This is a genomic window from Mycobacterium sp. NGS11, from assembly GCF_059813315.1.
In genome coordinates, this window is sequence record NZ_JCALEJ010000022.1 from 16,244 (window position 1) to 41,183 (window position 24,940).

Annotated in this window: 23 protein-coding genes; 13 read left to right on the forward strand and 10 right to left on the reverse strand. The window is 66.1% G+C overall.

All coding sequences use genetic code 11. The features are described from left to right. Window positions 1-12: 12 nt before the first annotated feature. On the reverse strand, window positions 13-657 hold the full coding sequence (locus AC5Y4T_RS20255) for a GntR family transcriptional regulator (protein WP_499917200.1): 645 nt from the start codon (window positions 655-657) through the stop codon (window positions 13-15). Window positions 658-717: 60 nt separating this feature from the next. Between AC5Y4T_RS20255 and AC5Y4T_RS20260 the strand changes: the two genes are divergently transcribed. Genes AC5Y4T_RS20260 through AC5Y4T_RS20270 form a run of 3 tightly spaced genes read left to right on the forward strand, consistent with a single transcriptional unit; the run spans window position 718 to window position 4,190 of the window. Further along, window positions 718-2,082: an LLM class flavin-dependent oxidoreductase gene (locus tag AC5Y4T_RS20260; RefSeq protein ID WP_499917199.1), complete on the forward strand. Its 1,365-nt coding sequence runs from the start codon at window positions 718-720 to the stop codon at window positions 2,080-2,082. Then, window positions 2,075-3,259 (forward strand): CaiB/BaiF CoA transferase family protein, encoded by a 1,185-nt coding sequence (locus AC5Y4T_RS20265; RefSeq protein WP_499917651.1) that lies wholly within the window; start codon window positions 2,075-2,077, stop codon window positions 3,257-3,259. The genes AC5Y4T_RS20260 and AC5Y4T_RS20265 overlap by 8 nt, the downstream gene beginning before the upstream one ends. A gap of 19 nt (window positions 3,260-3,278) precedes the next feature. Then, complete coding sequence (locus tag AC5Y4T_RS20270; protein ID WP_499955089.1) at window positions 3,279-4,190, forward strand: HpcH/HpaI aldolase/citrate lyase family protein; 912 nt, start codon at window positions 3,279-3,281, stop codon at window positions 4,188-4,190. Here AC5Y4T_RS20270 and AC5Y4T_RS20275 read toward each other — a convergent pair. From AC5Y4T_RS20275 to prpD, 4 genes are read right to left on the reverse strand one after another with little or no spacing between them, the layout of a single operon-like run. Further along, window positions 4,187-7,570, reverse strand: coding sequence for a pyruvate carboxylase (locus AC5Y4T_RS20275; protein WP_499917197.1), 3,384 nt, complete (start codon window positions 7,568-7,570; stop codon window positions 4,187-4,189). The two genes, AC5Y4T_RS20270 and AC5Y4T_RS20275, sit on opposite strands and share 4 nt — an antisense overlap. 5 nt (window positions 7,571-7,575) lie before the next feature. Beyond that, window positions 7,576-8,703: a bifunctional 2-methylcitrate synthase/citrate synthase gene (locus AC5Y4T_RS20280; protein WP_499955091.1), complete on the reverse strand. Its 1,128-nt coding sequence runs from the start codon at window positions 8,701-8,703 to the stop codon at window positions 7,576-7,578. Next, window positions 8,700-9,614: a methylisocitrate lyase gene (gene prpB, locus AC5Y4T_RS20285; RefSeq protein WP_499917195.1), complete on the reverse strand. Its 915-nt coding sequence runs from the start codon at window positions 9,612-9,614 to the stop codon at window positions 8,700-8,702. Before prpB ends, AC5Y4T_RS20280 begins: the two co-directional genes overlap by 4 nt. After that, the gene (gene prpD, locus AC5Y4T_RS20290; protein ID WP_499917194.1) at window positions 9,614-11,113 is read right to left on the reverse strand and encodes a 2-methylcitrate dehydratase PrpD; all 1,500 of its coding nucleotides are present in this window, start codon (window positions 11,111-11,113) and stop codon (window positions 9,614-9,616) included. The genes prpB and prpD overlap by 1 nt, the downstream gene beginning before the upstream one ends. Before the next feature lie 110 nt (window positions 11,114-11,223). Here prpD and AC5Y4T_RS20295 point away from each other — a divergent pair, with 110 nt between their 5' ends. Next, on the forward strand, window positions 11,224-12,648 hold the full coding sequence (locus AC5Y4T_RS20295) for a short-chain fatty acyl-CoA regulator family protein (protein ID WP_499917193.1): 1,425 nt from the start codon (window positions 11,224-11,226) through the stop codon (window positions 12,646-12,648). An 82-nt stretch (window positions 12,649-12,730) separates the two neighbouring features. Here AC5Y4T_RS20295 and AC5Y4T_RS20300 read toward each other — a convergent pair whose 3' ends face one another. Continuing rightward, window positions 12,731-13,312: a TetR/AcrR family transcriptional regulator gene (locus AC5Y4T_RS20300; RefSeq protein WP_499917192.1), complete on the reverse strand. Its 582-nt coding sequence runs from the start codon at window positions 13,310-13,312 to the stop codon at window positions 12,731-12,733. Window positions 13,313-13,576: 264 nt separating this feature from the next. On the opposite strand from AC5Y4T_RS20300, the gene AC5Y4T_RS20305 reads away from it, so the two are divergent. From AC5Y4T_RS20305 to AC5Y4T_RS20315, 3 genes are all read left to right on the forward strand, one after another. Further along, complete coding sequence (locus AC5Y4T_RS20305; RefSeq protein WP_499917191.1) at window positions 13,577-14,494, forward strand: alpha/beta hydrolase fold domain-containing protein; 918 nt, start codon at window positions 13,577-13,579, stop codon at window positions 14,492-14,494. Between the two features lie 28 nt (window positions 14,495-14,522). Next, a complete protein-coding gene (locus AC5Y4T_RS20310; protein WP_499917190.1) occupies window positions 14,523-15,464 on the forward strand; it encodes an NADP-dependent oxidoreductase in 942 nt (313 codons plus the stop codon). Window positions 15,465-15,593: 129 nt separating this feature from the next. Beyond that, window positions 15,594-16,583, forward strand: a complete 990-nt coding sequence (locus AC5Y4T_RS20315) for a D-2-hydroxyacid dehydrogenase family protein (protein WP_499917189.1) — start codon at window positions 15,594-15,596, stop codon at window positions 16,581-16,583. A gap of 6 nt (window positions 16,584-16,589) precedes the next feature. Here the strand turns inward: AC5Y4T_RS20315 and AC5Y4T_RS20320 are convergent, their stop codons facing one another. Genes AC5Y4T_RS20320 through AC5Y4T_RS20330 form a run of 3 tightly spaced genes read right to left on the reverse strand, consistent with a single transcriptional unit; the run spans window position 16,590 to window position 19,062 of the window. Next, complete coding sequence (locus AC5Y4T_RS20320) at window positions 16,590-17,198, reverse strand: TetR/AcrR family transcriptional regulator (RefSeq protein WP_499917188.1); 609 nt, start codon at window positions 17,196-17,198, stop codon at window positions 16,590-16,592. Beyond that, window positions 17,195-17,968, reverse strand: a complete 774-nt coding sequence (locus AC5Y4T_RS20325) for an SDR family NAD(P)-dependent oxidoreductase (protein WP_499917187.1) — start codon at window positions 17,966-17,968, stop codon at window positions 17,195-17,197. Before AC5Y4T_RS20325 ends, AC5Y4T_RS20320 begins: the two co-directional genes overlap by 4 nt. Beyond that, complete coding sequence (locus tag AC5Y4T_RS20330) at window positions 17,965-19,062, reverse strand: NAD(P)H-dependent amine dehydrogenase family protein (protein ID WP_499917186.1); 1,098 nt, start codon at window positions 19,060-19,062, stop codon at window positions 17,965-17,967. Before AC5Y4T_RS20330 ends, AC5Y4T_RS20325 begins: the two co-directional genes overlap by 4 nt. A gap of 104 nt (window positions 19,063-19,166) precedes the next feature. On the opposite strand from AC5Y4T_RS20330, the gene AC5Y4T_RS20335 reads away from it, so the two are divergent. The 6 genes from AC5Y4T_RS20335 (at window position 19,167) to AC5Y4T_RS20360 (ending at window position 24,567) form a co-directional block, all read left to right on the forward strand. After that, complete coding sequence (locus AC5Y4T_RS20335; protein WP_499917185.1) at window positions 19,167-20,024, forward strand: SDR family oxidoreductase; 858 nt, start codon at window positions 19,167-19,169, stop codon at window positions 20,022-20,024. Window positions 20,025-20,071: 47 nt separating this feature from the next. After that, entirely contained in the window at window positions 20,072-20,455 is a 384-nt protein-coding gene (locus AC5Y4T_RS20340) for a DUF1330 domain-containing protein (RefSeq protein ID WP_499917184.1), read from the forward strand. Window positions 20,456-20,517: 62 nt separating this feature from the next. Further along, window positions 20,518-21,873 (forward strand): WS/DGAT/MGAT family O-acyltransferase, encoded by a 1,356-nt coding sequence (locus AC5Y4T_RS20345; RefSeq protein ID WP_499917183.1) that lies wholly within the window; start codon window positions 20,518-20,520, stop codon window positions 21,871-21,873. 6 nt (window positions 21,874-21,879) lie between these two features. Then, on the forward strand, window positions 21,880-22,365 hold the full coding sequence (locus AC5Y4T_RS20350; RefSeq protein ID WP_499917182.1) for an NUDIX hydrolase: 486 nt from the start codon (window positions 21,880-21,882) through the stop codon (window positions 22,363-22,365). Between the two features lies 1 nt (window position 22,366). Then, the gene (locus AC5Y4T_RS20355) at window positions 22,367-23,272 is read left to right on the forward strand and encodes a haloalkane dehalogenase (protein ID WP_499917181.1); all 906 of its coding nucleotides are present in this window, start codon (window positions 22,367-22,369) and stop codon (window positions 23,270-23,272) included. 35 nt (window positions 23,273-23,307) lie between these two features. Beyond that, a complete protein-coding gene (locus AC5Y4T_RS20360) occupies window positions 23,308-24,567 on the forward strand; it encodes a cytochrome P450 (protein ID WP_499917180.1) in 1,260 nt (419 codons plus the stop codon). On the opposite strand, the gene AC5Y4T_RS20365 is transcribed toward AC5Y4T_RS20360, so the two are convergent. Next, window positions 24,564-24,932, reverse strand: coding sequence for a hypothetical protein (locus AC5Y4T_RS20365; protein WP_499917650.1), 369 nt, complete (start codon window positions 24,930-24,932; stop codon window positions 24,564-24,566). The two genes, AC5Y4T_RS20360 and AC5Y4T_RS20365, sit on opposite strands and share 4 nt — an antisense overlap. Window positions 24,933-24,940 lie beyond the last annotated feature (8 nt).

The window sequence follows — 24,940 nt, forward strand, 5'->3', positions numbered from 1 at the left end:
GTGTCGTAAGGACTAGCGGCGCTGCTCCAGCCAATCGGCCAGCGAACGGCCGGCGTCGAGCACGTGTCGTTCCGCGATGATGCGGGCCCGCTCGGCGTCTTTGTCCCCGAGCGCGTCCAGCAACTCTTGGTGTTCGTCGAGTGAGTGCTTCTCGTGCTCGGGGAACAAGGTGAGGAAATTGCTCGGCACCACCCGGACGGCCTGCTTGATCTGGGTCAACAGCCGCGGCGAATGCGCGGCACGGTGAATCATCTGGTGGAAATGCCAATTGGCCTCGCCGATGCTGTCGTCGCCGGACCGCGCGACGACGTCGGCCGCGAGTTCGCGGAGCGTAGCGAGCTCCTGCGGCTCGATGCGCCCGGCAGCCCACGCCGCGGCCTGCCCGGTCAACACCCCGAGAATGGTGAAGCTGTCCAGCACGTCGTCCGGGCTGATGCCGAGCACCGTCACACCGCTGCGCGGCGCGACTTGAACGAGCCCCTCGAAGGACAGCTCCAGCAGCGCCTCTCGCACCGGCGTGCGGCTGGTCGCGAATTCCTCGGTGATGGCGTCGAGGTCGACCCGTGATCCAGCGGCCAGGGTGCCGGTGAGAATCCGGTCGCGCAGCTCGCGCGCGGCGCGTTCGCGGACAGTTCCGGAAATGTCGATGCCTGCCACCTGCGCAGAATACCAAACGCAACGTTTGATATCTGAAATATCAGATGTTACGTTTCAAGAATGCGCACCGACAAAATGGCCCTCGTCGCCTTCATGCAGGCCGGCAGCACTTCCGTCTACGCGGGCTCGTGGCGGCACCCCGCAACCGAGCACGGATACCTCGACGCCTCCTACTACGCCAAAATCGGCCGGCAGCTCGAAGAGGGCTGCTTCGACCTGATGTTCTTCGACGATCGCCTGGCGATGCCGGGGGTCTACGGCGGATCGGTGGACGAAGCGGTGCGCTACGGCGCCCGGCCGGTCAAGCTCGACCTCAGCGTGATCCTCGGGGTGCTCGCGCAAGCCACCTCGAAGATCGGGCTGGGCGCCACCTACTCGACGACCTATTACCAGCCGTTCCACGTCGCAAGGACATTCGCCTCGCTGGATCACCTTTCGGGCGGCCGGGCCGCCTGGAACGTGGTCACCTCGGTCAACGACAGCGAAGCGCAGAACTTCGGCGTCGACGCCCACCTCGGCCACGACGAACGTTACGATCGCGCCGACGAATTCATGGACGTCGTCACCGGCTTGTGGGACACCTGGGAAGACGACGCCATCCTGCACGACCGGGCGTCCGGGTGCTACGCGAATCCCGCGAAGGTGCACGAGCTCGGGCACATCGGCGAGTTCTTCTCCGCGCGCGGCCCGTTGACGGTGCCGCGCACACCGCAGGGCCGACCGGTCATCATTCAGGCCGGATCGTCGGGCCGGGGCCGCGAATTCGCCTCGCGGTGGGCGGAATTGATCTTCACCGGCGATCCGGGCATCGACGTCGCGCGCGGCCACTACGCGGATCAGAAGGACCGCATTGCCGACTCAGGCCGCGATCCCGCCACAGTCCGCATCTGCCCCATGGCCTACGCCGTCGTCGGCGAGTCGGAAGTCCACGCCAAGGAGCGTGAGGCCATGCTCCTCGATGATCTGGTCCATCCCATGGCATCGCTGACCCTCTTGTCGGAGTTGATGAATTACGACTTCGCGCGGCACGATCTCGACGATCCTGTCACCGACGAACTGCTCGCCTCGGTCTCCGGCATCCGCGGGCTGGTGCAGAACCTGCGTACCCACATCGGTGGGGATACGGTCACGTTGCGCGACCTTGCCAATCATCGCGCGACCCTGCTGCAGGGACCGCGTTTCGTCGGCACCGGCCAGCAGGTCGCCGACCAGATGGCGCACTGGTTCGAAACCGGTGCCTGCGACGGATTCGTTTTAGCGGCAACGCATCTGCCCGGTGCATTCGAAGACGTGGTGCGGTTGGTGGTTCCGGAGCTGCAACGCCGGGGCCTGTTCCGCACCGAGTACGAATCGTCGACCTTGCGGGAACACCTCGGGCTGCAACGCCCGTCGAACACGAGGGTTGCCGCCGGTGCCAATGCTTGACGGGCTGCGGGTTCTCGACGTGGCCACCCTGGCCGCCGCGCCGTTGGTGGCCACTTATCTGGGCGAGTTCGGCGCCGACGTGATCAAGGTTGAGCAACCGAGGCAAGGCGACCCGATCCGCGGGTGGGGCAATCAGCGCGACGGGGTCGGGTTGATGTGGAAGTCGTTGTCGCGCAACAAGCGGGCGATCACGCTGGACCTGCGCTGCGCCGAAGGCCAGGCGCTGGTGCGCCGCCTGGTGGAGCACGCGGACGTCGTCATCTTCAACACCCGTCCGCAGACGCTGCGTAAGTGGGGCCTGGACTACGAGAACCTGCGGGCGGTCAACGACAGGATCGTGATGCTGCACATCACGGGTTACGGGTTGACCGGACCCAAGAGCGAGCGCCCGGGGTTCGGCACGCTGGGGGAGGCGATGAGCGGATTCGCGCACATCACCGGCCAGGCCGGCGGCCCACCCACGCTGCCGCCCTTCATGTTGGCCGACGGCGTCGCCTCACTGAATGCCGCTTACGCGGTGATGATGGCGCTGTATCACCGCGACGTGCACGGCGGACCGGGACAGCTGATCGACGTCAACCTCATCGACCCGCTCGCCCGGCTGCTGGAACAAACGCTGCTGGGGTACGACCAGTTGGGCCTGGTGCCCGAGCGCTCCGGTAATCGGTGGGATATTTCGGCGCCCCGCAACACCTATCGCACCGTCGACGACAAGTGGCTGGCCATGTCGGGAAGCTCACCGGCCCTGGCGCTGCGCGTGTTCCGGGCGATAGGGCGAGACGATCTGGTGAGCGACCCCGACTTCTGCGACCCGCAGCGGCGCCTCGCGCGGGCGCGCGAGGTCGACGCCGTGGTGGCCGATTGGGTTGCGGTGAAGACACTTTCGGAGGCGATGGAGGTCTTTGACGCCCACGAGGTGGCCGCGGCCCCGGTCTACGGCGTCAACGACCTGATCGCCGACGAGCAGCTGGCGCATCGCGAAGTGTTCATCTCCGTCGACGACGCAGAGCTCGGGGCGATGACGGTGCAGGCGCCGGTCCCGCGTTTCTCGTCGGCGTCCGGCACGGTCGGCCATCTCGGCCCCCGCCTCGGCGAGCACAACGCCGAAGTCTACGGCGAGCTACTCGGCCTGACTCCCAACGACATCGACGACCTGCGCGCCCGCGGCGTGCTGTGAGAAGAAGGAAACTCCACCAGTGACCGATCTGCTCCGTCGCTCCGAACTCGCGGTGCCCGCGAGCAACGACAACATGTTCGACAAGGGCGCCCGGTGCGGCGCCGACCTGGTGTTCCTCGACCTCGAGGACGCGGTTCCGGTGGCGTTCAAGGAAAAGTCGCGCGCCAAGTCGATCGCCGCGCTCAACGACATCGACTGGGGCCGCACCGCCCGCGCCATCCGGATCAACGGCCTGGACACCCAGTGGTGTCACGACGACGTCGTCGACGTGGTGACCAAGGCCGGCCAGAACCTCGACACGATCATCATCCCGAAGGCCCGCCGGGCCCGCGACGTGTGGTGGGTGGACGTGCTGCTCACCCAGCTGGAAGCGAAACTCGGCCTGGATCACCGCATTCGGCTCGAAGTTCTCATCGAGGAGGTGGAGGGCCTGGCCAACGCCGAAGAGATCGCGGCGGCCAGCCCACGCCTGGACGCCCTGATCTTCGGTGTGGGCGATTTCTCGTTGTCCCAGGGCGCCCGGGTGGACACCAACTTCGCGCCGCTCGGTGAATACCCCGGCGAATTCTGGGCTTACGCGCGCAACAAGGTGATCGTGGCCGCGCGCATCGCCGGCATCGACGCGATCGACGCGCCGTATCCCGACTACCGTGACCTTGCGGGCTACGCGCGCGACGCGCGACGCGCGTCGTTGCTGGGCTACACCGGCAAGTGGGCCATCCACCCCGACCAGGTTCCCGTCGCCAACGAGGTCTATGCGCCGACGGCCGACGAAATCGCCAGGGCGCAAGGCAATGTCGCTGCCTACCGCGAAGCCGAGGCCAAGGGCCGCGGCGCGGTCGGCGTAAACGGCGTCCTCGTGGACGCCGCGCACGTGAAGCAGGCGGAGCAGACGCTGGCGCGAGCGGCCCTGATCAACGGCCCTAGTTAGTCGATTACCATCAACAGGTCGCCACCCTCCACCTGTGCGGTCTGCGAGACCGCGATGCGTGCGACCTTCCCGGCCTTCGGGGTGGTGACGGCGGCCTCCATCTTCATCGCCTCGATGGTCGCGATCGTTTGGCCGGCTTCGACTTCCTCGCCGACGTCGGCCGTCACGGTCACGACGCCGGCAAAGGGCGCTGCGACGTGATCCGGGTTGGCACGATCGGCCTTCTCGGCGGCCGGTACGTCCGAGGCGATGCTGCGATCACGCACCACGACGGGCCGTAGCTGACCGTTGAGGATGCACATCACGGTGCGCATGCCGCGTTCGTCGGCATCCGAGACGGCCTCCAGGCCGATCAGCAGCTCGACACCGCGCTCCAGCTCGACCCGGTGTTCATCCCCGTGTCGCAATCCGTAGAAGAACTGGTTGGCGCTCAGGCCAGAGGTGTCCCCGTACTGTTCGCGATGGTCCTCGAGTTCCTTGGTGGGCCCGGGGAACAGGAGCCGGTTCAGCGCCGCCTGCCGCGCGACGCCCGGGGTCGCCAACGCCTTCTCGTCGTCAGCCGACAGCGCCTGCTCGGGCCTGGCCGGACCGCGCCCCGCTAAAGCCTTGGTGCGCAACGGCTCGGGCCACCCGCCCGGTGGGTCACCGAGTTCTCCGCGCAGGAAACCGATCACGGAATCCGGGATGTCGTACCGTGCGGGATCGTCGGCGAAATCTTGCGCGCTCACGCCCGCGCCCACCAGCGCCAGCGCCAGGTCGCCGACGACCTTGCTCGAGGGGGTGACCTTGACCAGGTGTCCGAGGATGGCATCGGCTCCGGCGTAGGCGTTTTCGATGTCCTCGAACCGGTCACCGAGCCCCAGCGCAATGGCCTGCTGGCGCAGGTTCGACAGCTGGCCGCCCGGAATCTCGTGGTGATAGACGCGTCCCGTCGGGGCGGGGAGCCCGGATTCAAAGGGCGCGTACACCTTTCGAAGTGCCTCCCAATACGGCTCCAGGTCGCACACCGCCGGCAGCGACAGCCCGGTGTCGTAGGCGGTGTTGGCCGCGGCGGCCACAATCGACGACAGCGCGGGCTGGCTGGTGGTGCCCGCGAGCGGGGCCGCGGCGCCGTCGACGGCGTCGGCCCCCGCCTGCCAGGCCGCCACATAGGTCGCCAGCTGCCCACCCGGGGTGTCGTGGGTATGCACGTGCACCGGCAGGTCGAATCGGGACTTGAGCGCCGAGACCAGCGTCGTCGCCGCCGGCGCGCGCAGCAGGCCGGCCATGTCCTTGATCGCCAGCACGTGCGCACCCGCGTCGACGATCTGTTCGGCCAGTTTCAGGTAATAGTCGAGCGTGTACAGCTTTTCGGCCGGATCGCTGAGATCCCCGGTGTAGGACATCGCGACCTCGGCCACCGCCGCACCGGTTTCCCGCACTGCGTCGATGGCGGGTCGCATCGAGTCGACGTTGTTCAGCGCATCGAAGATCCGGAAGATGTCGATGCCCGTCGCCGTCGCTTCTTCGACGAACGCCGTCGTGACCGTCTCCGGATACGGCGTGTAACCAACGGTGTTGCGCCCGCGCAGCAGCATCTGCAGGCAGATGTTGGGCAACGCCTCGCGTAGCGTTGCCAGCCGGTCCCACGGGTCTTCCTTCAGGAACCGCAGCGCCACATCGTAAGTCGCGCCTCCCCAGCATTCGATCGACAGCAGTTGCGGTGTGGTCCGGGCGATGTAGGGCGCGACCTTGATCAGGCCGCTGGTGCGGACCCGGGTGGCGAGCAGGGATTGGTGCGCGTCGCGGAAGGTGGTATCGGTGACGCCCACGCCGCGCGACTCGCGTAACCAGGCCGCAAAGCGCTCCGGCCCGAGCTCGGCCAACCGCTGCTTGGAGCCGGCCGGGGGCTCGACCGAAAGGTCGATGTCGGGCAGCTTGTCGTGTGGGTACACCGCGGATGGACGCTCACCGTGTGGCTTGTTGACGGTCACGTCGGCCAGGTAGTTGAGAATCTTGGTGCCGCGGTCGGCGGAGCTGCGGGCGGTCAGCAGCTGCGGGCGCTCCTCGATGAACGACGTCGTGATTCGGCCGGCCTGAAAGTCCGGGTCATCCAGGACCGCTTGCAGGAACGGGATATTCGTCGAGACGCCCCGGATCCGGAACTCCGCGACCGCCCGTCGCGCCCGGCGCACCGCGGTCGCGAAGTCGCGGCCCCGGCACGTGAGCTTGATCAGCATCGAGTCGAAGTGGGCGCTGATGTCGGCGCCGAGCGTCGTGCCGCCGTCCAACCGGATGCCCGCGCCGCCCGGGGTGCGGTAGGCGGTGATCCGGCCGGTGTCCGGGCGGAAACCGTTCGCCGGATCCTCGGTGGTGATCCGGCACTGCAGCGCCGCGCCGTGTGGAACGACCGAATCCTGGCTCAAACCAATGTCTTCCAGGCTCTGCCCGCCGGCGATCCGCAGCTGCGCCGACACCAGGTCGACATCGGTGATCTCCTCGGTGACCGTGTGCTCCACCTGGATGCGGGGATTCATCTCGATGAACACGTGATTGCCGCGTTCATCGAGCAGGAATTCCACGGTGCCGGCACACGTATAGCCGATGTTGCGTGCGAAAGCCACCGCGTCCGCGCAGATCTGTTGGCGCAGTTCAGGGTCGAGGTTGGGTGCCGGCGCTATCTCGACGACCTTCTGGTGCCGGCGCTGCACGCTGCAGTCCCGCTCGTAGAGGTGCATGACGTTGCCCTGGGTGTCGGCCAGGATCTGCACCTCGATGTGGCGCGGATTGATCACCGCCTGCTCCAGAAACACCGAGGCATCCCCGAACGCGGACTCGGCTTCTCGGCTGGCCGCCTCGATCGCCTCCGGCAGCGACGAGGCGTCGATCACCCGGCGCATCCCGCGTCCGCCGCCGCCGGCGACCGCCTTGACGAACAACGGAAACGTCATCGTCTCGGCGGCCGCCAGTAACTCATCCACCGACGTCGAGGGTGCCGAGGAAGCCAGCACCGGAAGGCCTGCCTCCCGCGCCGCCGCGATCGCCCGCGACTTGTTGCCCGTCAGCTCGAGCACCTCCGCGCTCGGACCGACGAAGGTGATTCCCGCCGCCGCGCACGCCGCCGCCAAGTCGGGATTCTCCGACAAGAAGCCGTAGCCGGGGTAAATCGCATCCGCCCCGCACGCCTGTGCCGTTGCGACGATGTCGTCGACCGACAGGTAAGCGCGGACCGGGTGGCCCTCGTCACCGATCTGGTAGGACTCGTCGGCCTTCAGCCGGTGCACGGAATTGCGGTCCTCGTAGGGGTAGACGGCGACCGTGCCGATCTCCAGCTCGTAGGCAGCGCGGAACGCGCGGATCGCGATCTCCCCGCGATTGGCGACAAGTACCTTCGCAAACACGGTCTTTACGATAGAGCGCGTTGCGCAGGTCCGACATACTCGCTCAGCGGACGGATCAACGCGTTGGACGCGGTCTGCTCCATGATGTGCGCCGTCCAGCCGGTAATGCGGCTCATCACGAAGATCGGCGTGAAGATGCCGATGTCGAAGCCCATCAGGTAGTAGGCCGGCCCGGTCGGGAAGTCCAGGTTGGGCTTGATGCCGTTGACCTCGGCCATGCCCGCCTCCAGAATTTCGTAGATGTCGAGCCACTTCTGCCCGCCGCGCGCCGCGGCGACCCGGTTGAGGGCCTCCTTCATGGTGGGCACCCGCGAGTCACCGTTTTTGTACACCCGGTGACCGAAGCCCATGATCTTGTCTTTGCGATCCAGCTTGCCCTGCAGCCATTCTGCGGCCTTGTCGGCGGTGCCGATGTCGAGCATGTCGCGCATGACGGCCTCGTTGGCGCCCCCGTGCAGCGGGCCCTTGAGCGCGCCGATAGCCGCGGTGACCGCACTGTAGATATCGGACTGAGTGGACGTCACCACCCGGGCGGCGAAGGTCGACGCGTTGAAGCTGTGCTCGGCGTAGAGGATCATCGACTGCTCGAAGGCGTCCACCACCACCTGCTCGGGCACATCACCGAAGCACATGTGCAGGAAGTTCTGCGCGTAGTTCATGTGGCTGTGCGGGGCGATGGGGTCCAGGCCGCGCCGGCGGCGCATGTCGGCGGCGACGATGGTGGGCAGTGCCGCGAACATCCGCATCGCCTTGGCATAGTTGGCCGTCGGGCTGCTGTCGTCCTCGTCCGGGTCCTCGGCACCCATCGAACTGATGAAGGTGCGCACCACGTCCATCGGGTGGCAGGTCTCGGGCAACTTGGCCAACAGCGACAGCTGGGATCGGTTCAGCCGGCGCGACGCGCGTTCTCGCTGGGAGAACAGCGCGAGCTGTTGGTCGTCGGGAAGCTCGCCGTGCCATAGCAAGTAGGCGACCTGCTCAAAGCTGCACTTCGCCGCCAGGTCCTGCACCGCGTAGCCACGATAGGTCAGGGAGTTGGTCTCCGGGACGACCTTGGAGATGGCGGTGGTGTCGACGACGACACCGGCCAGGCCCTTGTAGATGCGGGGTTGGCTGTCTTCGACGGCGCTCATCGCACGGCTCCTTGCGCGAAGTTGTAGATATCGGAATCGAATCGGTTGTAATCGGCGTAGCGCAGCAGCTCGTAAAGGCGGCTGCGGTGTTGCATGCGGGCTACGAGTCCGGATTGCGTTCCCGCGTCGGCGATCTCACGAAGGCCGGCCTCGACGGCGTGCATCGCCAACCGCAGCGTGGTCACGGGGTAGATCACCACGTTGTAGCCGAGGTCGGACAGCTGCCGGGCGCTCAGGAGCTCCGACTTGCCGAACTCGGTCATGTTGGCCAGCAATGGCGTGTCCACCGCGGCGCGGAACTGGGCGAATTCCGCTGGGGTGCGCAGCGCTTCGGTGAAGATCAGGTCGGCGCCCGCATCGGCATAGGCCTTGGCTCGGTCGATCGCCGCGGGGATTCCTTCGATCCCAACGGCGTCGGTGCGAGCGCAGATGATGAAATTCGGGTCCCGCCGCGCGGCGACGGCGGCCGTCAGGCGTTTGATCATCTCGTCTGTCGGCACCACGGCCTTGCCGTCGAGATGCCCGCACCGCTTCGGGTTTTCCTGATCCTCCAAATGGCAACCGGCCAGCCCGGCGTCCTCCAGCACGGTCACGGTGCGCGCCGCGTTCATCGGCTCACCGAAGCCGGTGTCGGCATCGATCAGGGTGGGCAGGTCGGTGACGGAGGCGATCTGTGCGCCGCGGGCGCTGACTTCGGTCAGGGTGGTCAAGCCGATGTCGGGCAGACCGAGGTCGGCCGACAGCGCCGCCCCCGACACGTACACCCCGTCGAACCCGAGCTCGGCAATCTGCTTGGCCACCAGCGGTGAGAAGGCTCCTGGGAACCGTTGCAGGCGGCCGGCTTTCAACGCGGCACGGAAGCGCGCCCGTTTCGTCGCCGCCGGGAGGGCGCCACAGATCGGCCCGCTCATCAGAAGATTCCCCGAGAGATTTTGGGCGCGTTGTCCAGCACCACCGGATCGACCGTGATGTTGAGCGCGGCCAACGCGCTCGCCTGCAGGTCCGGCAGGGCCTCGGCCGCTGAGAGGAACCGCTGCTGCTCGGTGTCGCTGACGATGCCCTCGGCCAGTTCTTTGAACTTTCCGATGTACTGCTTGCGGCCGAACGGCCGGGCCCCCAGCGGGTGTGCGTCGGGGACGGCGATCTCGTCGACGATGACCTCACCGTTTTTCAGGGTGACTTCGGCGCGCGCGCCGAACGCCTTCTCCGCGGGATCGGTGGAGTGGTAGCGCCGCGTCCATTCGGGATCCTCGATCGTCGAGACCGTGCGCCACAGCTCGATGGTGTCGGGCCGGTGGGCTCGCTGCGGCGCGTAAGACCTTTCGTGATGCCAGGTTCCGTCCTGCAGCGCGACCGCGAAGATGTACATCACCGAATGGTCCAGCGTCTCGCGGGAGGCATCCGGGTCGAACTTCTGCGGGTCACCCGCTCCGGTGCCGATCACGTAGTGGGTGTGATGGCTGGTGTGCAGCACGATCGTCGCGACCTGCTCCAGATCGCCGATACTCTCGCGCATCCGGCGGGCGAGGTCGATCAGCGCCTGACTCTGGTATTCGGCGGAGTGCTCCTTGGTGTAGCTGTCCAGGATCGCGCGCTTCGGCTCACCGGGTTCGGGGAGCGGGACCCGATAGGTGTGGTCGGGCCCCGAGAGCAGCCATGCGATCACCCCGTCCTCGCCCTCCCAGATGGGGGCGGGCGCAGCCTCGCCGCGCATGGCGCGGTCGACGGCTTCGATGGCGACCTTGCCGGCCCAGGCCGGCGCGTAGGCCTTCCAACTGGAGATCAGGCCCTTGCGTGACTGCCGGGTGGACGTGGTCAAGTGCAGTGCCTGACCGATGGCCTGGTAGACGGTCTCCTTGTCGAGACGCAGCATGGCGCCCAGGCCCGCGGCCACCGACGGGCCCAAATGAGCGACGTGATCGATCTTGTGCTCGTGCAAGCAGATTCCCTTGGCCAGATCGATCTGGACCTCGTAGCCGGTGGCGATGCCGCGGATCAGGTCGGCTCCGCTGATCCCGAGGTGCTGGGCCACCGCGACCAGCGGGGGGATGTTGTCGCCCGGGTGGGAGTACTCGGCGGCCAGGAAGGTGTCGTGGAAGTCCAGTTCGCGCACGGCGACTCCGTTGGCCCAGGCCGCCCACTCCGGTGAGTAGTCGCCCTCGATCCCGAAGACTTTGGCGCCCTTGGACGGGTGCGCCCGCGCCTGGGCGCGGGCGGCGGCCACTGGGCGACGGGTGATCGACGCGGCTGATACCGCGGCGTTGTCGATGATCCGGTTGATCACCATCGCCTCGGTATCCGCGGGCACGGCGACCGGGTCGGCCGCGACCTCGGCCAACTTCCAGGCCAGGTGCTCCTCGCGGGGGAAGTCGTCGGCGCTGCGCCGGGTTCGAACGTCGTGAATCCGCATAACTCGCACCATACGCAGACGCGGCTACCGGGGTAAATGCCCTGTAAAAGCGTAATCATGTGTCCTTGACCGCGACGTTTTGCGAATCTTGCGTAAAGGCGGGGCGTACTGTGTGGCGGGTGGCGAAGACGTTCGCCGGCGCACGGTTACGGCGTTTGCGCGAGGAGCAGGGGTTGACCCAGGTGGCGCTGGCGCGCGTCGTGGGGTTGTCGACCAGCTACGTCAATCAACTGGAAAACGATCAGCGTCCGATCACCGTCCCGGTCCTGCTCACCCTCACCGATCGGTTCGACTTACCCGCGCATTACTTCGCGCCGGAGTCGGACGCTCGCTTGGTGTCGGACCTGCGTGAAGTCCTTGCCGATGCGTCTGCCACGCCCGCGCAAGTCGAGGAGCTCGTCGCCCGCATGCCCGCGGTCGGCCAGACGCTGGTCAATCTGCACCGGCGGCTGCACGACACCACCGCCGACCTCGAAGCGCTGCACAGTCGCGCCAATGTCGACATGTCGGGAATGGCCCAGCAGCCAATGCCTTTCGAAGAGGTCCGCGACTTCTTCTACGACCGCAAGAACTACATCGGCGAACTGGACACCGCCGCGGAAGACATGTTCAACGAAAACGGTTTGCGCATCGGCGGTCTCGACGGCCAGCTCGCGGAGCTGCTCGCCGCCAGGCTGGGCGTCACGGTGGTGATCGACGACGGTCAAACGTTGGATCCCAACTCCAAGCGCCTGTTTGCGCCCGATTCGAAGACCGTGTATTTGGCCAGGTGGCTTCATCCCGGCCAGCGGGCCTTTCAGCTCGCCACCCAGATCGCTCTGCTCACCCAGGAGAGATTGATTACCGGGATCATCGCCGGCGACGATCAGCTCAGTGACGATGCGCGCGGCGTGGCCCGCATCGGTCTGGCCAACTATTTCGCCGGCGCGCTGCTGTTGCCCTATCAGAGATTCCTCGATGCCGCCGAAAGTGTCCGCTACGACATCGACCAGCTGGCAAGACGATTCGAGGTGGGATTCGAAACCGTCTGCCACCGGCTGTCCACCCTGCAACGCCCCAGCGCCCGCGGTGTGCCGTTCATCTTCGTTCGTACCGACAGCGCGGGGAACATCTCAAAACGCCAATCCGCCACGGCATTTCACTTTTCCCGCGTCGGCGGAAACTGCCCTCTGTGGGTGGTGCATCACGCGTTTTCCCGGCCTGGGCAGTTCCTGACGCAAGTCGCACAGATGCCCGATGAGCGGACGTATTTCTGGATCGCCAGGACGACGACGAGCGAGCCGAGCCGTTATCTCGGTCCGGACAAGACCTTCGCCATCGGACTGGGCTGCGACGTCGCCCATGCCGAGAACCTCATCTACTCCGTCGGAATCGATCCGACCAACGCCGAATCGATCGTGCCGATCGGCGCGGGCTGCAAGATATGCGACCGGCCCGCGTGTCCGCAGCGAGCTTTCCCCTATCTCGGTCGCCCGGTGCATGTCGACCCGCACAGCAGCACGGATCTTCCCTATCCGCCGGAGATTACGGCCTGAGGGCGGCCAGATCGGGACGCCCGCCGCCGCCTAGCTGTAGCCGGAACGGTGAAACTCGGTTGAATTCGCCGCGCTAGTACTGTCAAGGCCCTTTGCGCAGCGCTTGGATTGCGGTGTCGAGGTCTCGGAGGGCTCGCTGGACAAGCGCGGTCATGGATTTCCGATTTCCGGGTTGCAGCCAGCTCTGGAAGGCATCGCCGAGGGCGAGTGCGCCGAAGTTGGCGGCCAGGTTCGCGACAGGCGGTTTTACCCCGCGCGCGACCAGCGCGTCTGCTATCGCCGTTGTCAGGGCGGCGGCTTTGAGCAGGTCTCGCTCTTTGAGTTCGGGATTGGCGTCGATGACGGCTTGACGTTTGGCCACGAATTCGCGGCGGTCGTCTGTGAAGCCGGCGGCGAACGCGGTCAGTGCGGCCCCGATCGCTTCCATGGGGCCGGCCGCGGCGGGCGCACCGGCGATGGCGTCGGCGAACATGCCGCGGTAGGCATCCTGGCCGCGGAATAGAATCTCGCGTTTGTCGGCGAAGTGACGAAAGAACGTCCGTTTGGTCAATCCCGCGCGCTCAGCGATCTCGACGACCGTGACGTCCTCATATCCGCGCTCGGCGAACAATTCCACCGCCGCGGCTCCCAATCGCTCGGGCGCGTTGGGTTCCCACCGACTCATGCCCGCATTCTAAAGCGCGAAGATGTAGTGATGACACCAAGTGCCGCATTGGTGTAGTGTGATGACACCTGGTGCCGTGAAATCGGCGGGATACCACCCTCTGCGCAGACAGGAATCGGAATGAAGGATCTTCACGCAGCCTACGGCCAGTACGCACTCGCGACCGGGGCGTCCTCGTCGAGACCGCGCCGGATGGGCCCTGAGGCGGAAATAGCCTCTACTGCAGCGTATTTCGAGAGGAGTCAGCCCTTGCACATTCCTGGCATGCCAGTCGATATCCCTGACGAAATGCTCTCGGCGGTGCTCCGGCCCGAATTCGACACTCTGGCGCCGGTCGAAGTCTTCCCCGGGGTAGCGAGTCATCTGGATCGCCCGTACGCCACTCGCATCGGATTTCGGCAACTCACCATGGATCTGCACATCCCGCACCATCCCGCGGCCACACCGGTTCCCGTGGTCGTGTACGCACATCCGGGAGGCTTTTTCACCGGCAGCAAGCAAATGGGCCCATGGCGGTTTCTGCTCGAGGCTGGGCTGGCGGTGGTTTCGGTCCAGTACCGGCTCAGTGGCGAGGCCGTCTTTCCTGCGGCCATCCAAGATGTCGCTGCGGCCGTGCGCTGGGTGCGGATCAACGCCGATCGCTACAGCTTGGATTCTGAGCGCATCGTGGGCTTCGGTTCCAGCGCAGGCGCGTATCTCATCAGCGCCGTTGCGCTCGCCGGAGACAACAGCGACCTGGTGAGCAGCACCGAACCCTACTCGGAGGTGTCCTGTGGTCTGACTGCTGTCGTGGAGCACTACGGACCCACCGATTTCCTCAAACACGATGAAGACGCACACCCCGACGCCATCGAACGAATGCACGGTCCCGACAGCACACTGGCGCGCTTCTTCGGATTCGTGCCATCAAGCCGGCCGCAGGTGGTTGAGCGGGGAAACCTGTGCCGCCTGGCACATCCCGGCGCGCCACCCTTCCTGATCGCCCACGGGGACAGGGATCGTCGCGTCGGCATCGAGCAGAGTCGGCGTCTGCATCGCGCACTCACAGCTGTGGGGGTCCGGGCGGACCTGGTGGAGATCGTCGGCGGCGACCACGGGTCTGCTCACTTCAACGCGGCTCCGCTGCATCACAGAACGCTGGCATTCCTCGAATCTGTTCTGGCAGTGCCCCTATCCCGTTGACCACGACACCACTGATCGGAGAACTCACATGCACACGACGAAGCGAATTCAGTACCACCGCTACGGTGGACCGGACGTCATGCGGCTCGAAGGCTTCGAGCCCAGGAAACTCGGCGCCGACGATGTTCTCGTCCGGGTGCGCGCGGCCGCTGCTAACCCGATGGACTTCGTAATCCGAAACGGCGCGATGAAGATGGTGACCGGCCGAACCTTCCCACGTGGGATGGGCTACGACTTCGCCGGCATCGTCGAGGCAGTCGGCGACGACGTGACTCGGGTGCGGGTGGGCGACGAAGTGCTCGGGGGGCCGCCGATCAAGTGGTCAGGCGCGTTCGCTGACGTGGTCGTCGCCGAAGAGAAGGGTGTCGTCAGGAAGCCCGCTGCCTTGACGTTCGAGGCGGCGGCCGCCGTTCCCACTGTCGGTTTGACCGCCTACCAAGCCCTGTTCAACCAAGGGAAGCTGCAGCGTGGCGAGTCGGTGTTCGTGCACGGATGCCTTGGGGGAGTGGGTCGCTCGGCGGTGCAACTCGCGTTGGCACACGGGGCGGCCGTGGCGGGAAGCTGCCGGGCCGGCTCGGCGGACGAGGCACGCGAACTCGGTATCGATCCGATCGTCGACTTCGACTTCGATCCCATCCCCCTCACCCGCCGATTCGATGTCGTCCTGGACACCGCCGGCACGTTACCGGTCAGAGACTCCCGAAAGATGTTGACGCCCAACGGTCGTATCATCAGCGTCAAGCCGAGTCCAGCGAACATGGTCAGGAGCGCCCTGCCGGGCCCATTCCACGTCGTGATCGCCAAGGCAGTCACAACCGATATCGAGGCCGTCGCGCGAGCCGCCGGCGAAGGGGTGCTGCGGCTACCCATCGCCCAAACGGTGCCACTATCGCAAGCAATCTCAGCCCTTACGCAACTCGAACAAACCAGATTCGCCAAGCGGGGCAAGCTCATTATTGTGCCTGACTAAGCCAGCCGGCCGGCGACACCAAACGGCCCGAACAGGACTGAAGCGAGCCGCCTCCCCACCAGATGAGTATGCGGTAGGCACGGCGGGGACGTAATGTTGCGGCGAACCCTTCACCGGATCGGAGACGGCATGCCCAGGGTAGCGATTCTCGATGACTACGCGGGCGTGGCCTTACAGGTTGCCGACTGGTCACCCGTGCAAAAGCGCTCCGAGGTAACCGTTTTCGACCACCACCTGGCCGAGGACGAGGCGGCTGATGCGCTGCGGCCGTTCGACGTGGTGTGCACCCTGCGTGAGCGGATGGCCTTTCCCCGCACCCTGATCGAGCGGCTGCCGGACCTGAAGCTGATCACGATCGTCGGCAGGAGCCTGCCGAACCTGGACATGGCCGCAGCGACCGAACACGGGATATTGGTGGCGCACTCGGATTTCGCCCATCCCCGATTCAGGTCCATGCGCGACGCCACGCCGGAACTCGCCTGGGGGCTGATGATCGCGACGGTGCGCAATCTCGCCGACGAGCATCGCAACATGCGGGCCGGCGGCTGGCAGAGCAGCGCGGGTATGACCCTGTCCGGCAAGACCCTCGGGCTGCTCGGTCTGGGTAGGGTCGGCAGACGCATGGCCGAATACGGCAGGGTCTTCGGCATGGATGTCATTGCGTGGAGCCAGAATCTCACCGAGGACGCCGCCACCAGCGTGGGCGCCCGCCGCGTAGAGAAGGCCGCTCTGTTCGAATCCTCTGACGTGGTCTCCATTCATCTGGTGCTCTCGGAACGCACCCGGGGACTGGTCGGCGCGGCCGAGCTGGCGCTGATGAAGCCGCATGCCTACCTGATCAACACCTCCAGGGGCCCGATCGTCGACGAGGCGTCTTTGCTGACCGCGCTGGAAGCCGGGCGCATTGCCGGGGCCGGGCTGGACGTCTACGACACCGAGCCGCTGCCGAAAGACCATCGGCTGCGGCTGCTTCCGAACGTGACGCTGTCTCCCCACCTGGGGTACGTCACGCGGGAAATGCTGGGCGCCTTCTACTCGGACTCGGTGGAATCGGTGGTGGCCTGGCTGGACGGGGCGCCCATCCGGATCGCCAATCCCGAAGTGGCGCGGCGCCGTTGAGCGGATTTACTTCCGCTTCCAGTGTGGACTTTTGACCGCGTCCAGCGCATCGGTGACGTAGCGGTCCAGTGGCCACGGTTTCCCGGACTGCCGCACCCACTGCTGGAAGGCGAAATCGGCAGCCGCGAAGGCGAGTTGGACCAGCAGCCCGGGACGGATATCGGCCGAGGGATCGACGCCCATCCGTTCGGCGATGAGCTTGGTGGCCCGCTCCTTGTCGGCCGGCCGGTGCACCGTGACCTTGTCGAGTAGGTCGGGAACCACCAGCAGGGCTTCGCGCCACTCCTCGGTGTCGGCCTGCTCGAATGAGCGGGTGCGCGTGATGATGGCGTTGATCAGCGCGACATCGGGTGACTCGGCGGCGGGCCGGCCCTCGAGGAGATTGACGATCGCGGCGCCACCATAGCGCACCGGTGCGAGCAGAAGCTCTTCCTTCGCGGGCACGTGCCGGAAAAACGTGCGCGGGGAAACGCCTGCGGCCGTGGCGATTTCCTCGGTGGTCACCGAGTCGTAGCCGCGCTCGACGAACAGGCGAAACGCCGCACGCCGGATCTCGGCCCGGATCTGCGCGCGCTGCCGGTCGCGGAGCGACACTGGCCTGGTCGGAAAGGTCATCGGAAGCAGCCGATCCCGCCGTCGACGTGAATGGTCTGCCCGGTGATGAAGGTGGCGTCATCGCCGAGTAGGAACGCCACCAGCGCACCCACGTCGGTGCGGACGTCCCCGATGCGCTTCAATGGAACCCGCCCCACGGCCTTGTCGTATTCCCTGGGCGCGAACGACTTCCAGAACTTGACACCGTCTGATTCGGCGAAGGGGCAGATGACATTGACGCGGATGTTGTCGCGCCCCCATTCCAGCGCGGCCACCTTGGACAGCCCGCGGATGCCCTCCTTGGCGGCGGCGTAGCCGCCCCACTTCGGCTCGCCGCCGGTGCCCGTCCCCGAACCGAGGTTCACGATCGACCCGCCGCCGGCCTCGACCATCAACGGGTGCACGGCCTGCATCAGCAGGAACGTCGCGCGCGGGCCCACGTCGTAGCCGAGCGCCAGGTCTTCGGTGGTGATGTCGACGAATGCCTTGGGCTCGTTGGTGGCGATCGCGTTGTTGACCAAGCCGTGCACCGTGCCGAATGCGTCGACCGCCGCGGCCGCGATACGCTGCGCGCTGTCCGGGTCGCGAAGATCGGCGACGAGCTGTTCCACCCGTCCTATCGTCTTGAGTTCGGTGGTGGTGCTGTTGAGGGCCTCTTCCTGGATGTCCACCAGTAGCACCTGTGCGCCGCGTTCGAGCAGCGCGGTGGCGACGCCCTTTCCGACGCCCTGGGCGGCACCGGTGACGATGGCGACGTGCCCCCGCATCGAATCGGGGTGGCTGTAGCTCATCCGGCCGGCCCCAGCGGTAGCGACGCGAGGTTCGGCGCCGGACGACCGGCGAACAAAGGCAAGTCGAGGTAGGTCTTGATGCCCGGTTCGGCGGCGCAGACGTCGGGGATGGCGTTGATGCAGTGGTTGGCGGTGACGACGACGCCGGGGTTCTTCACCAAGCCTTCCGCGATCGTCTCCGGCTGCAGACCCTTGAAGGTGAGGCTCACGTCGGGGTCGCCGGTGATCTCCACCTCGAAGCGCTCGCCCCGGTCGCCGAAGTGCCAGGCCGGGTCCAGGTTCTCCTCACCCATCAGCCAGTTGACCGCGGCGGTGATGACCGGCTCGCCGTCAACCAGCGCCTGCCAGCGGAACCGGCGCGCGGCCACCGTGCCGGTCGTGATCGGGAAGGCGTCGTAGTCGATGTCGGCGGTCGCCACGGCGACGTCCTGGATGGTCCTGATGTTGGGATCGATGCGAAAGCCCATGTGATCGGCGATCATTCGGACCGACTGTTTGAAGCCCGCTTCGAGCAGCCCGGCCATCGGCCCTTGCGTCGCTTCCTCGGGGGTGCCGCCGAATCCCATGATGTGGCGCACCACGTCCGGCGCGTTGTAGGTGCGGATGTCGGAGAACTCCTCGGCACGCACGTGGGTGATCGCCGACGACAGTGAGGAAACCATGAGCGGGAAGCGTTCGGTGATGCCGCCGGGGTGAATGCCCGAACCATGCAGCGTCACACCGCTTTCCGTCGCCGCGTCGGCGACGGCCCGGTGACGCTTGTTGTCCGGATCGGGGTAGACCCAGCCGACGGGGGTGACCACGTTCTTGCCGGAACGGAGGATGGCGATCACTTCGTCGTCATTGGGTATCAATGGGCTGTACATGACGCAGTCGGCGTCCAGCGCCAGTATTTCGTCGATGCTGTTGGTGGCGGTGACGCCGAGCTCCTGCGTCCCGACGATCCGGCCGACGTCGACACTGTTTTTCTCAGCGCTGTGCACCCAGCACCCCACCAGCTCGAGCTGTGGGTGATTGATGACGCACTCGATCGCCGCTTTGCCCACGCCGCCGGTGGCCCACTGGATGACACGGAGTTTGGCTGGGCTACCCATCATTGACCTCCCGGACGGACGGTGCGCGCTGACGAATGAATTGGCAGGCTATGACTTGGTGACAGTGACTGTCAACAACGAACGGTTTGTGAGAGGGTTTGTTGATGAGCGTCCTCGACGGCAAGATCGCGATCGTCACCGGCACCAGCCGCGGCGTGGGCGTGGGCATCGCCCATGAACTGTTGCGCGCCGGTGCGACCGTGATCGGCTGCTCGCGCTCACCGCTCGACACCATCCCGGGCATAGAACCGGACTGGGCGGACCGCGCTTCCCAGAAGGTGTGCGATCAGGGCGACCATCGCTCGATCGATGCGTTCGTCGCCGACGTCGTGGCCACCCACGGTCGGGTCGACATTCTGGTGAACAATGCCGGCGGTACCGTTCCGGCGCCGCACGCCGAGAGCATTCCCGAACTGGTGCAACGCATTCAGGGCGCGCCCGCCGACGAGGACGAATACGCGCGCACGGCTCTGTTTCACGCCTTCGCCGTGCAGATGAACCTCATCAGCCCGCTGTGGTTCGCCATCCGCGCCTATCGGCAGATGCAAACTCAGGACGGCGTCGGCTGCATCATCAACATCTCCAGCGGCGCCGGACATCCGGCCGGATCCCCAACCCTGGTCTCCTACGGGGCGGCCAAAAGCGGTCTGAACCACCTCACCCGCTCGCTGGCCGAAGAGTGGGGGCCCACGGTGCGGGTCAACTGCATCGCGCTGGGCCCCACGATGACGGAGAATTTCCGATCATTCGTGTTACCCAAGGACGACCCCGATGGCGCCAAATATTTCGCCGCCGTCCCGTTGCGCCGCGCCGGTGAGCCCGCCGAAGTCGGGCGGGTCTGCGTTTTTCTGGCCGGTGGACAGGCCGACTTCGTCAACGGCACCACCATCGAATGCGACGGCGGGATGCTGCCCGGCGTGCTCTACGAGGCGGGCTTGAAGACCATCACAGATCTGCTGTAACTGCGGCACGCATCCTTCTAAATGGGAACCAGCGCAAGGAGATTCACATGATCGGCTTGGAACCGACGCCCGAGCAGTTCGCCGCCCTCGCGGCGCGACCGGCTGATGCGCCGGTGGTGATGGTCAACCTGTTGAAGTTCAAGCCCCAGGGTGGCCTGGAGAGTTACCTACAGTACGGCCAGGAAGTGGTGCCGCACCTGGAACGCGTCGGCGCGACGCTGCGCTACGCCGGGGGAGCGCCGTCGGTGGTGATCGGGGACGGCCAACAGCCTTGGTGGGACGCGATTCTCATCGTCGAGTATCCAACCCCGCAGGCCTTCATCGATATGGTGACCACCCAGGAGTACGCCAAGGTGCACGAGCACCGCGCCGCGGCGCTGGAGCGCGGAGACTTGATCGCGACCTCGACATGGTCGGTGGTCACCCAATGAACTGACGCCGGTCCGATCACGAAAGGCTTTCCGGATCAGGCCTAAATGGGTGTAATAGGTGGATGGAACTGATAATGCCCACCGACGCGATCTTTCTTCTGGGAGAATCTCGCGAACATCCCATGCACGTCGGAGGCTTGCAGTTGTTCGAGCCGCCGCCGGGCGCCGGCCGCGGCTTCGTTCGAGAGCTCTACAAGAGCCTGGCCGATCAGCGGGATTTCCAGCCCACCTTTCGCAAGCATCCCGCGAGCTTTGTCGGTGGAATCGCGAACCTGGGCTGGTCGTACGACGACGCCGTCGACATCGACTACCACGTGCGGCGTTCGGCGCTGCCGTCGCCCAAACGGGTTCGTGAACTGCTCGAGCTCACCTCGCGGTGGCATAGCAGCCTGCTCGATCGGCACCGCCCGCTGTGGGAGACGCACATCGTCGAAGGCCTGAAAGACGGCCGGTTCGCTATCTACACCAAGGTGCACCACGCATTGATCGACGGCGTCTCCGCGCAGAAACTGATGCAGCGCGCATTGACCACCGACCCCGAGGACACCGAGATTCGCGCCCCATGGACTCTGCGCAAACCCAAGCGTAAATCCAATCCCGCGTCCCCATTGAGCTCATTGGCCCGCACGGCGGGATCCCTTGCGGCACTGGCCCCCTCGACGATCGGGCTGGCGCGTGCGGCGCTGTTCGAGCAACAGCTGACGTTGCCTTTCGGGGCGCCGAAGACGATGTTGAACGTCAAGATCGGCGGCGCCCGCCGGTGCGCCGCGCAGTCCTGGTCACTGGACCGCATCAAGAACGTGAAGAAGGCCGCGGGGGTCACGGTGAACGACGTGGTCTTGGCGATGTGCTCGGGCGCCCTGCGCTACTACCTGCTCGAGCAGGACGCGCTGCCGGACACGCCGCTGATCGCGATGGTCCCGGTGAGCCTGCGCACCGAGGAAGAGGCCGACGCCGGCGGCAATCTGGTCGGAGCAATCCTGTGCAACCTCGCGACCGACGCCGACGATCCCGCGCAGCGTCTGCTGACCATCAGCGACTCGATGCGCAGCAACAAGAAGGTGTTCTCCCAGTTGCCGCGGTTTCAGGCGCTGGCGCTGTCGGCCGTCAATACCTCGGCATTGGCGCTGGCGGCAGTCCCGGGCTGGGTGTCTTCGACGTCACCGCCGTTCAACATCATCATCTCGAATGTGCCGGGCCCGACGCAGCCGATCTACTACGGCGGCGCCCGGCTCGACGGCAACTACCCGCTGTCCATCGCGCTGGACGGCCAAGCGCTCAACATCACCCTGGCCAGCAACGCCGGCAATCTGGACTTCGGCCTGGTCGGGTGCCGGCGCAGCGTGCCGCACCTGCAACGGCTGCTCGCGCACCTGGAGTCCTCGCTCAAGGATCTGGAACGCGCTGTGGGAGAATAGGTCTCGATGGCAAAGCTGAGCGCGGGTGTGATGTTGTACCGGACCTGCGGCAGCGTCGTCGAAGTCTTGGTCGCGCATCCGGGCGGTCCGTTCTGGGCCCGCAAAGATGACGGCGCGTGGTCGATCCCGAAAGGCGAGTACACCGACGGGGAGGATCCCTGGGCGGCCGCGCAGCGCGAGTTCTCCGAGGAGCTGGGGCTTCCCGTGCCGGCCGGGCCCCGCATCGACCTCGGTCAGCTGAAGCAATCCGGCGGCAAGGTCGTGACCGCCTTCGCCGTACACAGCGACCTCGACATCGCCGACGCGCGCAGCAACACGTTCGAAATGGAGTGGCCGAAAGGATCGGGCACGCTGCGGGAGTTTCCCGAAGTCGATCGCGTGGGCTGGTTCGCGGTGGCAACCGCACGCGTCAAACTGCTGAAAAGTCAGCACGGCTTTCTCGATCGCCTGATGGCGGACCCGGGCCTGGCCGGACTATCCGAAGGGACATGACATGCAAACGCTGCGAACACCCGACGACCGGTTCGACCATGTCCCCGATTTCCCTTACACCCCAAGGTATTGCGAAGTATCCGACGACGAAGGCGGCACGCTGCGGGTGGCCTGGGTCCAGGACGGCCCGGAAACCGCCGACCCGATCCTCATGCTGCACGGCGAACCGTCGTGGTCATATCTGTACCGCAAGATGATTCCGATACTGGTTGCGGCCGGCCATCGAGTCATCTGCCCCGACCTGGTCGGTTTCGGCCGCTCGGACAAGCCAACCCGCCGCGAAGACCACAGCTACGCCCGACACGTCGAGTGGATGCGGGCGGTGGCGTTCGATGTGCTCGACCTGCAGAACGTCACCCTGGTAGGTCAGGACTGGGGCGGGCTCATCGGATTGCGGCTTGCCGCAGAGCATCCCGAACGATTCGCTCGGTTGGTCGTCGCCAACACCGGGCTGCCGAATGGCGAACAGCCCATGGCCGACGTCTGGTGGAAATTCCGCGACGCCATAACCTCGGCGCCGGCGCTGAACGTCGGCGCGTTCGTCCAGGGCGGTTGTCGCCAAAAGATGAGCGAAGAGGCGCGCGCCGGCTATGACGCACCGTTTCCCACCGACGACTACTGCGTCGGGCCGCGCGCCATGCCCGGTCTGGTGCCCACCTCACCGGACGACCCCGCCGCGGCGGCCAACAAGACCGCCTGGACGAAGCTTTCGGTGAGCGCGACGCCCATGCTGGTCGCCTTCAGCGACAGCGACCCGATCACCGGGCCGATGGCCGCCATCTTCCAGCGGCAGATGCGCGGCGCTCAGGGGATCGAACACCCAGTGATCGAGGGCGCCGGGCATTTCCTACAGGAGGACGCCGGAGCGCAGCTGGCCGGCCACATCGTGGAGTTCCTGCGCCGCTGAATAGGGCGCTGCCGGCCGGCGGGCACAATGTCAGAATGACGACCGCGCCCGCCGAGTCCACGAAACCCGACGAATTGTTGGTACGGCTGTTGGACCCGGCGGTCCGTGCGGACCCCTACCCGCTGTTCGCGCAGTTTCGTGAACGCGGGTCGTTCGCGTTACCGGAGGGCAACCTCGCGGTGTTCTCGACGTACCGTGACTGCGACGACGCCTTGAGGCATCCGTCGTCGAGCAACGACCGGAACAAGTCGACGGCGGCCCGCGCCCAGATCGAGGCGCAGACCCGACAGCTCATCGAGGCCGGTGCCGAGGTGCCGGTGCCGAGCCCGCCGGGGTTCCTATTTCTGGACCCGCCGGACCACACCCGGTTGCGCAAACTGGTCAGCAAAGCGTTCGCGCCCAAAGTGGTGAACGCGCTGCAGCCCGACATCACCGCGCTGATAGACGGGTTGCTCGACCGCATCGCCGACAAGGGTCGGTTCGAAGTCGTCGAAGACCTCGCATACCCATTGCCGGTGGCGGTCATTTGCCGACTGCTCGGCGTACCCCTGGAGGACGAACCGGAATTCAGCCGGGTGTCCGCGCTGCTGGCGCAATCGCTGGACCCGTTCGTCGCCTTCACCGGCACGCCGTCAGACAACCTGAAAGAGCGGATGGCCGCCGGAACGTGGCTGCGGGCCTATCTGCACGGACTGATCGACCGGCGACGCTCGCGGCCCGGCGACGACCTGATGTCCGGCCTGATCGCCGTGGAAGAGTCGGGCGACCAACTGACCGCCGAGGAGATCGTTTCCACCTGCGTCCTGTTGCTGGTCGCCGGTCACGAGACGACGGTGAACCTGATCGGCAACGCGGTGCTGGCGATGCTGCGCCAGCCGTCGCAGTGGACCGCGCTGGGCGCCGACGCCAACCGTGTGCCCGCGGTTATCGAAGAGACGTTGCGCTACGACCCGCCGGTGCAGATGATCGCCCGAACCGCAGGCGCCGACATGACCATTGGGGGCATCGAGGTGCCCGGGGGCGACATCATGATGCTGCTGACCGCCGCCGCCCAGCGCGATCCCGCCGAATATGACCGGCCCGACGTGTTCGATCCGGATCGTAAGGCCTTGCGGCACTTAGGATTCGGACGCGGCGCGCATTACTGCCTGGGTGCGCCACTGGCCAGGCTGGAAGCCGGGGTGGCCCTGTCGGCGGTGACCGCGCGTTTTCCGAACGCCCGATTGGACGGTGAGCCCGAGTACAAGCCCAACGTCACGCTGCGCGGGCTATCCCAGCTCATGGTCAGGGTCTAATCCCGTTCCCACGGCGGACTTTCACCCATCTTTGTGTAGTACTTCGCCAGGTGGCTCTTGATCCGATCGACATCGGACTTGGGCACGTCGATACCGCCGCGTGCCCCATCGATGATCGCGCCCGCCGCCATCACGCCGCGTGGCACTGCCTTCAGACCGCCGTCGATGACGTCGGCGATCAGCAGCTTGTAGGCAGTGAAGTTGTCCTTTTTGTCGCCGTCGTACCAGACGTGCGCGTCGCGGTATTTCTGGTTCGGACCGTCCAGCGCGTCGGCCCATTTACGCACCCGCTTTTCGGCCGCGTCCCCGTCCCATTTGCGGTCGCGATCGGCCAACGGCAGGTCTTGAAAGGCTGTGACTGACATGGTTGCCG

Bases quoted from the DNA above. Each gene is read 5' to 3' on its own strand.
- AC5Y4T_RS20260 (WP_499917199.1), top strand. From the start codon at position 718: ATGCGCACCGACAAAATGGCCCTCGTCGCCTTCATGCAGGCCGGCAGC.
- AC5Y4T_RS20265 (WP_499917651.1), top strand. From the start codon at position 2,075: ATGCTTGACGGGCTGCGGGTTCTCGACGTGGCCACCCTGGCCGCCGCG.
- AC5Y4T_RS20280 (WP_499955091.1), bottom strand. From the start codon at position 8,703: ATGAGCGCCGTCGAAGACAGCCAACCCCGCATCTACAAGGGCCTGGCC.
- prpB (WP_499917195.1), bottom strand. From the start codon at position 9,614: ATGAGCGGGCCGATCTGTGGCGCCCTCCCGGCGGCGACGAAACGGGCG.
- prpD (WP_499917194.1), bottom strand. From the start codon at position 11,113: ATGCGGATTCACGACGTTCGAACCCGGCGCAGCGCCGACGACTTCCCC.
- AC5Y4T_RS20300 (WP_499917192.1), bottom strand. From the start codon at position 13,312: ATGAGTCGGTGGGAACCCAACGCGCCCGAGCGATTGGGAGCCGCGGCG.
- AC5Y4T_RS20305 (WP_499917191.1), top strand. From the start codon at position 13,577: ATGCCAGTCGATATCCCTGACGAAATGCTCTCGGCGGTGCTCCGGCCC.
- AC5Y4T_RS20310 (WP_499917190.1), top strand. From the start codon at position 14,523: ATGCACACGACGAAGCGAATTCAGTACCACCGCTACGGTGGACCGGAC.
- AC5Y4T_RS20315 (WP_499917189.1), top strand. From the start codon at position 15,594: ATGCCCAGGGTAGCGATTCTCGATGACTACGCGGGCGTGGCCTTACAG.
- AC5Y4T_RS20320 (WP_499917188.1), bottom strand. From the start codon at position 17,198: ATGACCTTTCCGACCAGGCCAGTGTCGCTCCGCGACCGGCAGCGCGCG.
- AC5Y4T_RS20325 (WP_499917187.1), bottom strand. From the start codon at position 17,968: ATGAGCTACAGCCACCCCGATTCGATGCGGGGGCACGTCGCCATCGTC.
- AC5Y4T_RS20330 (WP_499917186.1), bottom strand. From the start codon at position 19,062: ATGGGTAGCCCAGCCAAACTCCGTGTCATCCAGTGGGCCACCGGCGGC.
- AC5Y4T_RS20335 (WP_499917185.1), top strand. From the start codon at position 19,167: ATGAGCGTCCTCGACGGCAAGATCGCGATCGTCACCGGCACCAGCCGC.
- AC5Y4T_RS20340 (WP_499917184.1), top strand. From the start codon at position 20,072: ATGATCGGCTTGGAACCGACGCCCGAGCAGTTCGCCGCCCTCGCGGCG.
- AC5Y4T_RS20345 (WP_499917183.1), top strand. From the start codon at position 20,518: ATGGAACTGATAATGCCCACCGACGCGATCTTTCTTCTGGGAGAATCT.
- AC5Y4T_RS20350 (WP_499917182.1), top strand. From the start codon at position 21,880: ATGGCAAAGCTGAGCGCGGGTGTGATGTTGTACCGGACCTGCGGCAGC.
- AC5Y4T_RS20355 (WP_499917181.1), top strand. From the start codon at position 22,367: ATGCAAACGCTGCGAACACCCGACGACCGGTTCGACCATGTCCCCGAT.
- AC5Y4T_RS20360 (WP_499917180.1), top strand. From the start codon at position 23,308: ATGACGACCGCGCCCGCCGAGTCCACGAAACCCGACGAATTGTTGGTA.
- AC5Y4T_RS20365 (WP_499917650.1), bottom strand. From the start codon at position 24,932: ATGTCAGTCACAGCCTTTCAAGACCTGCCGTTGGCCGATCGCGACCGC.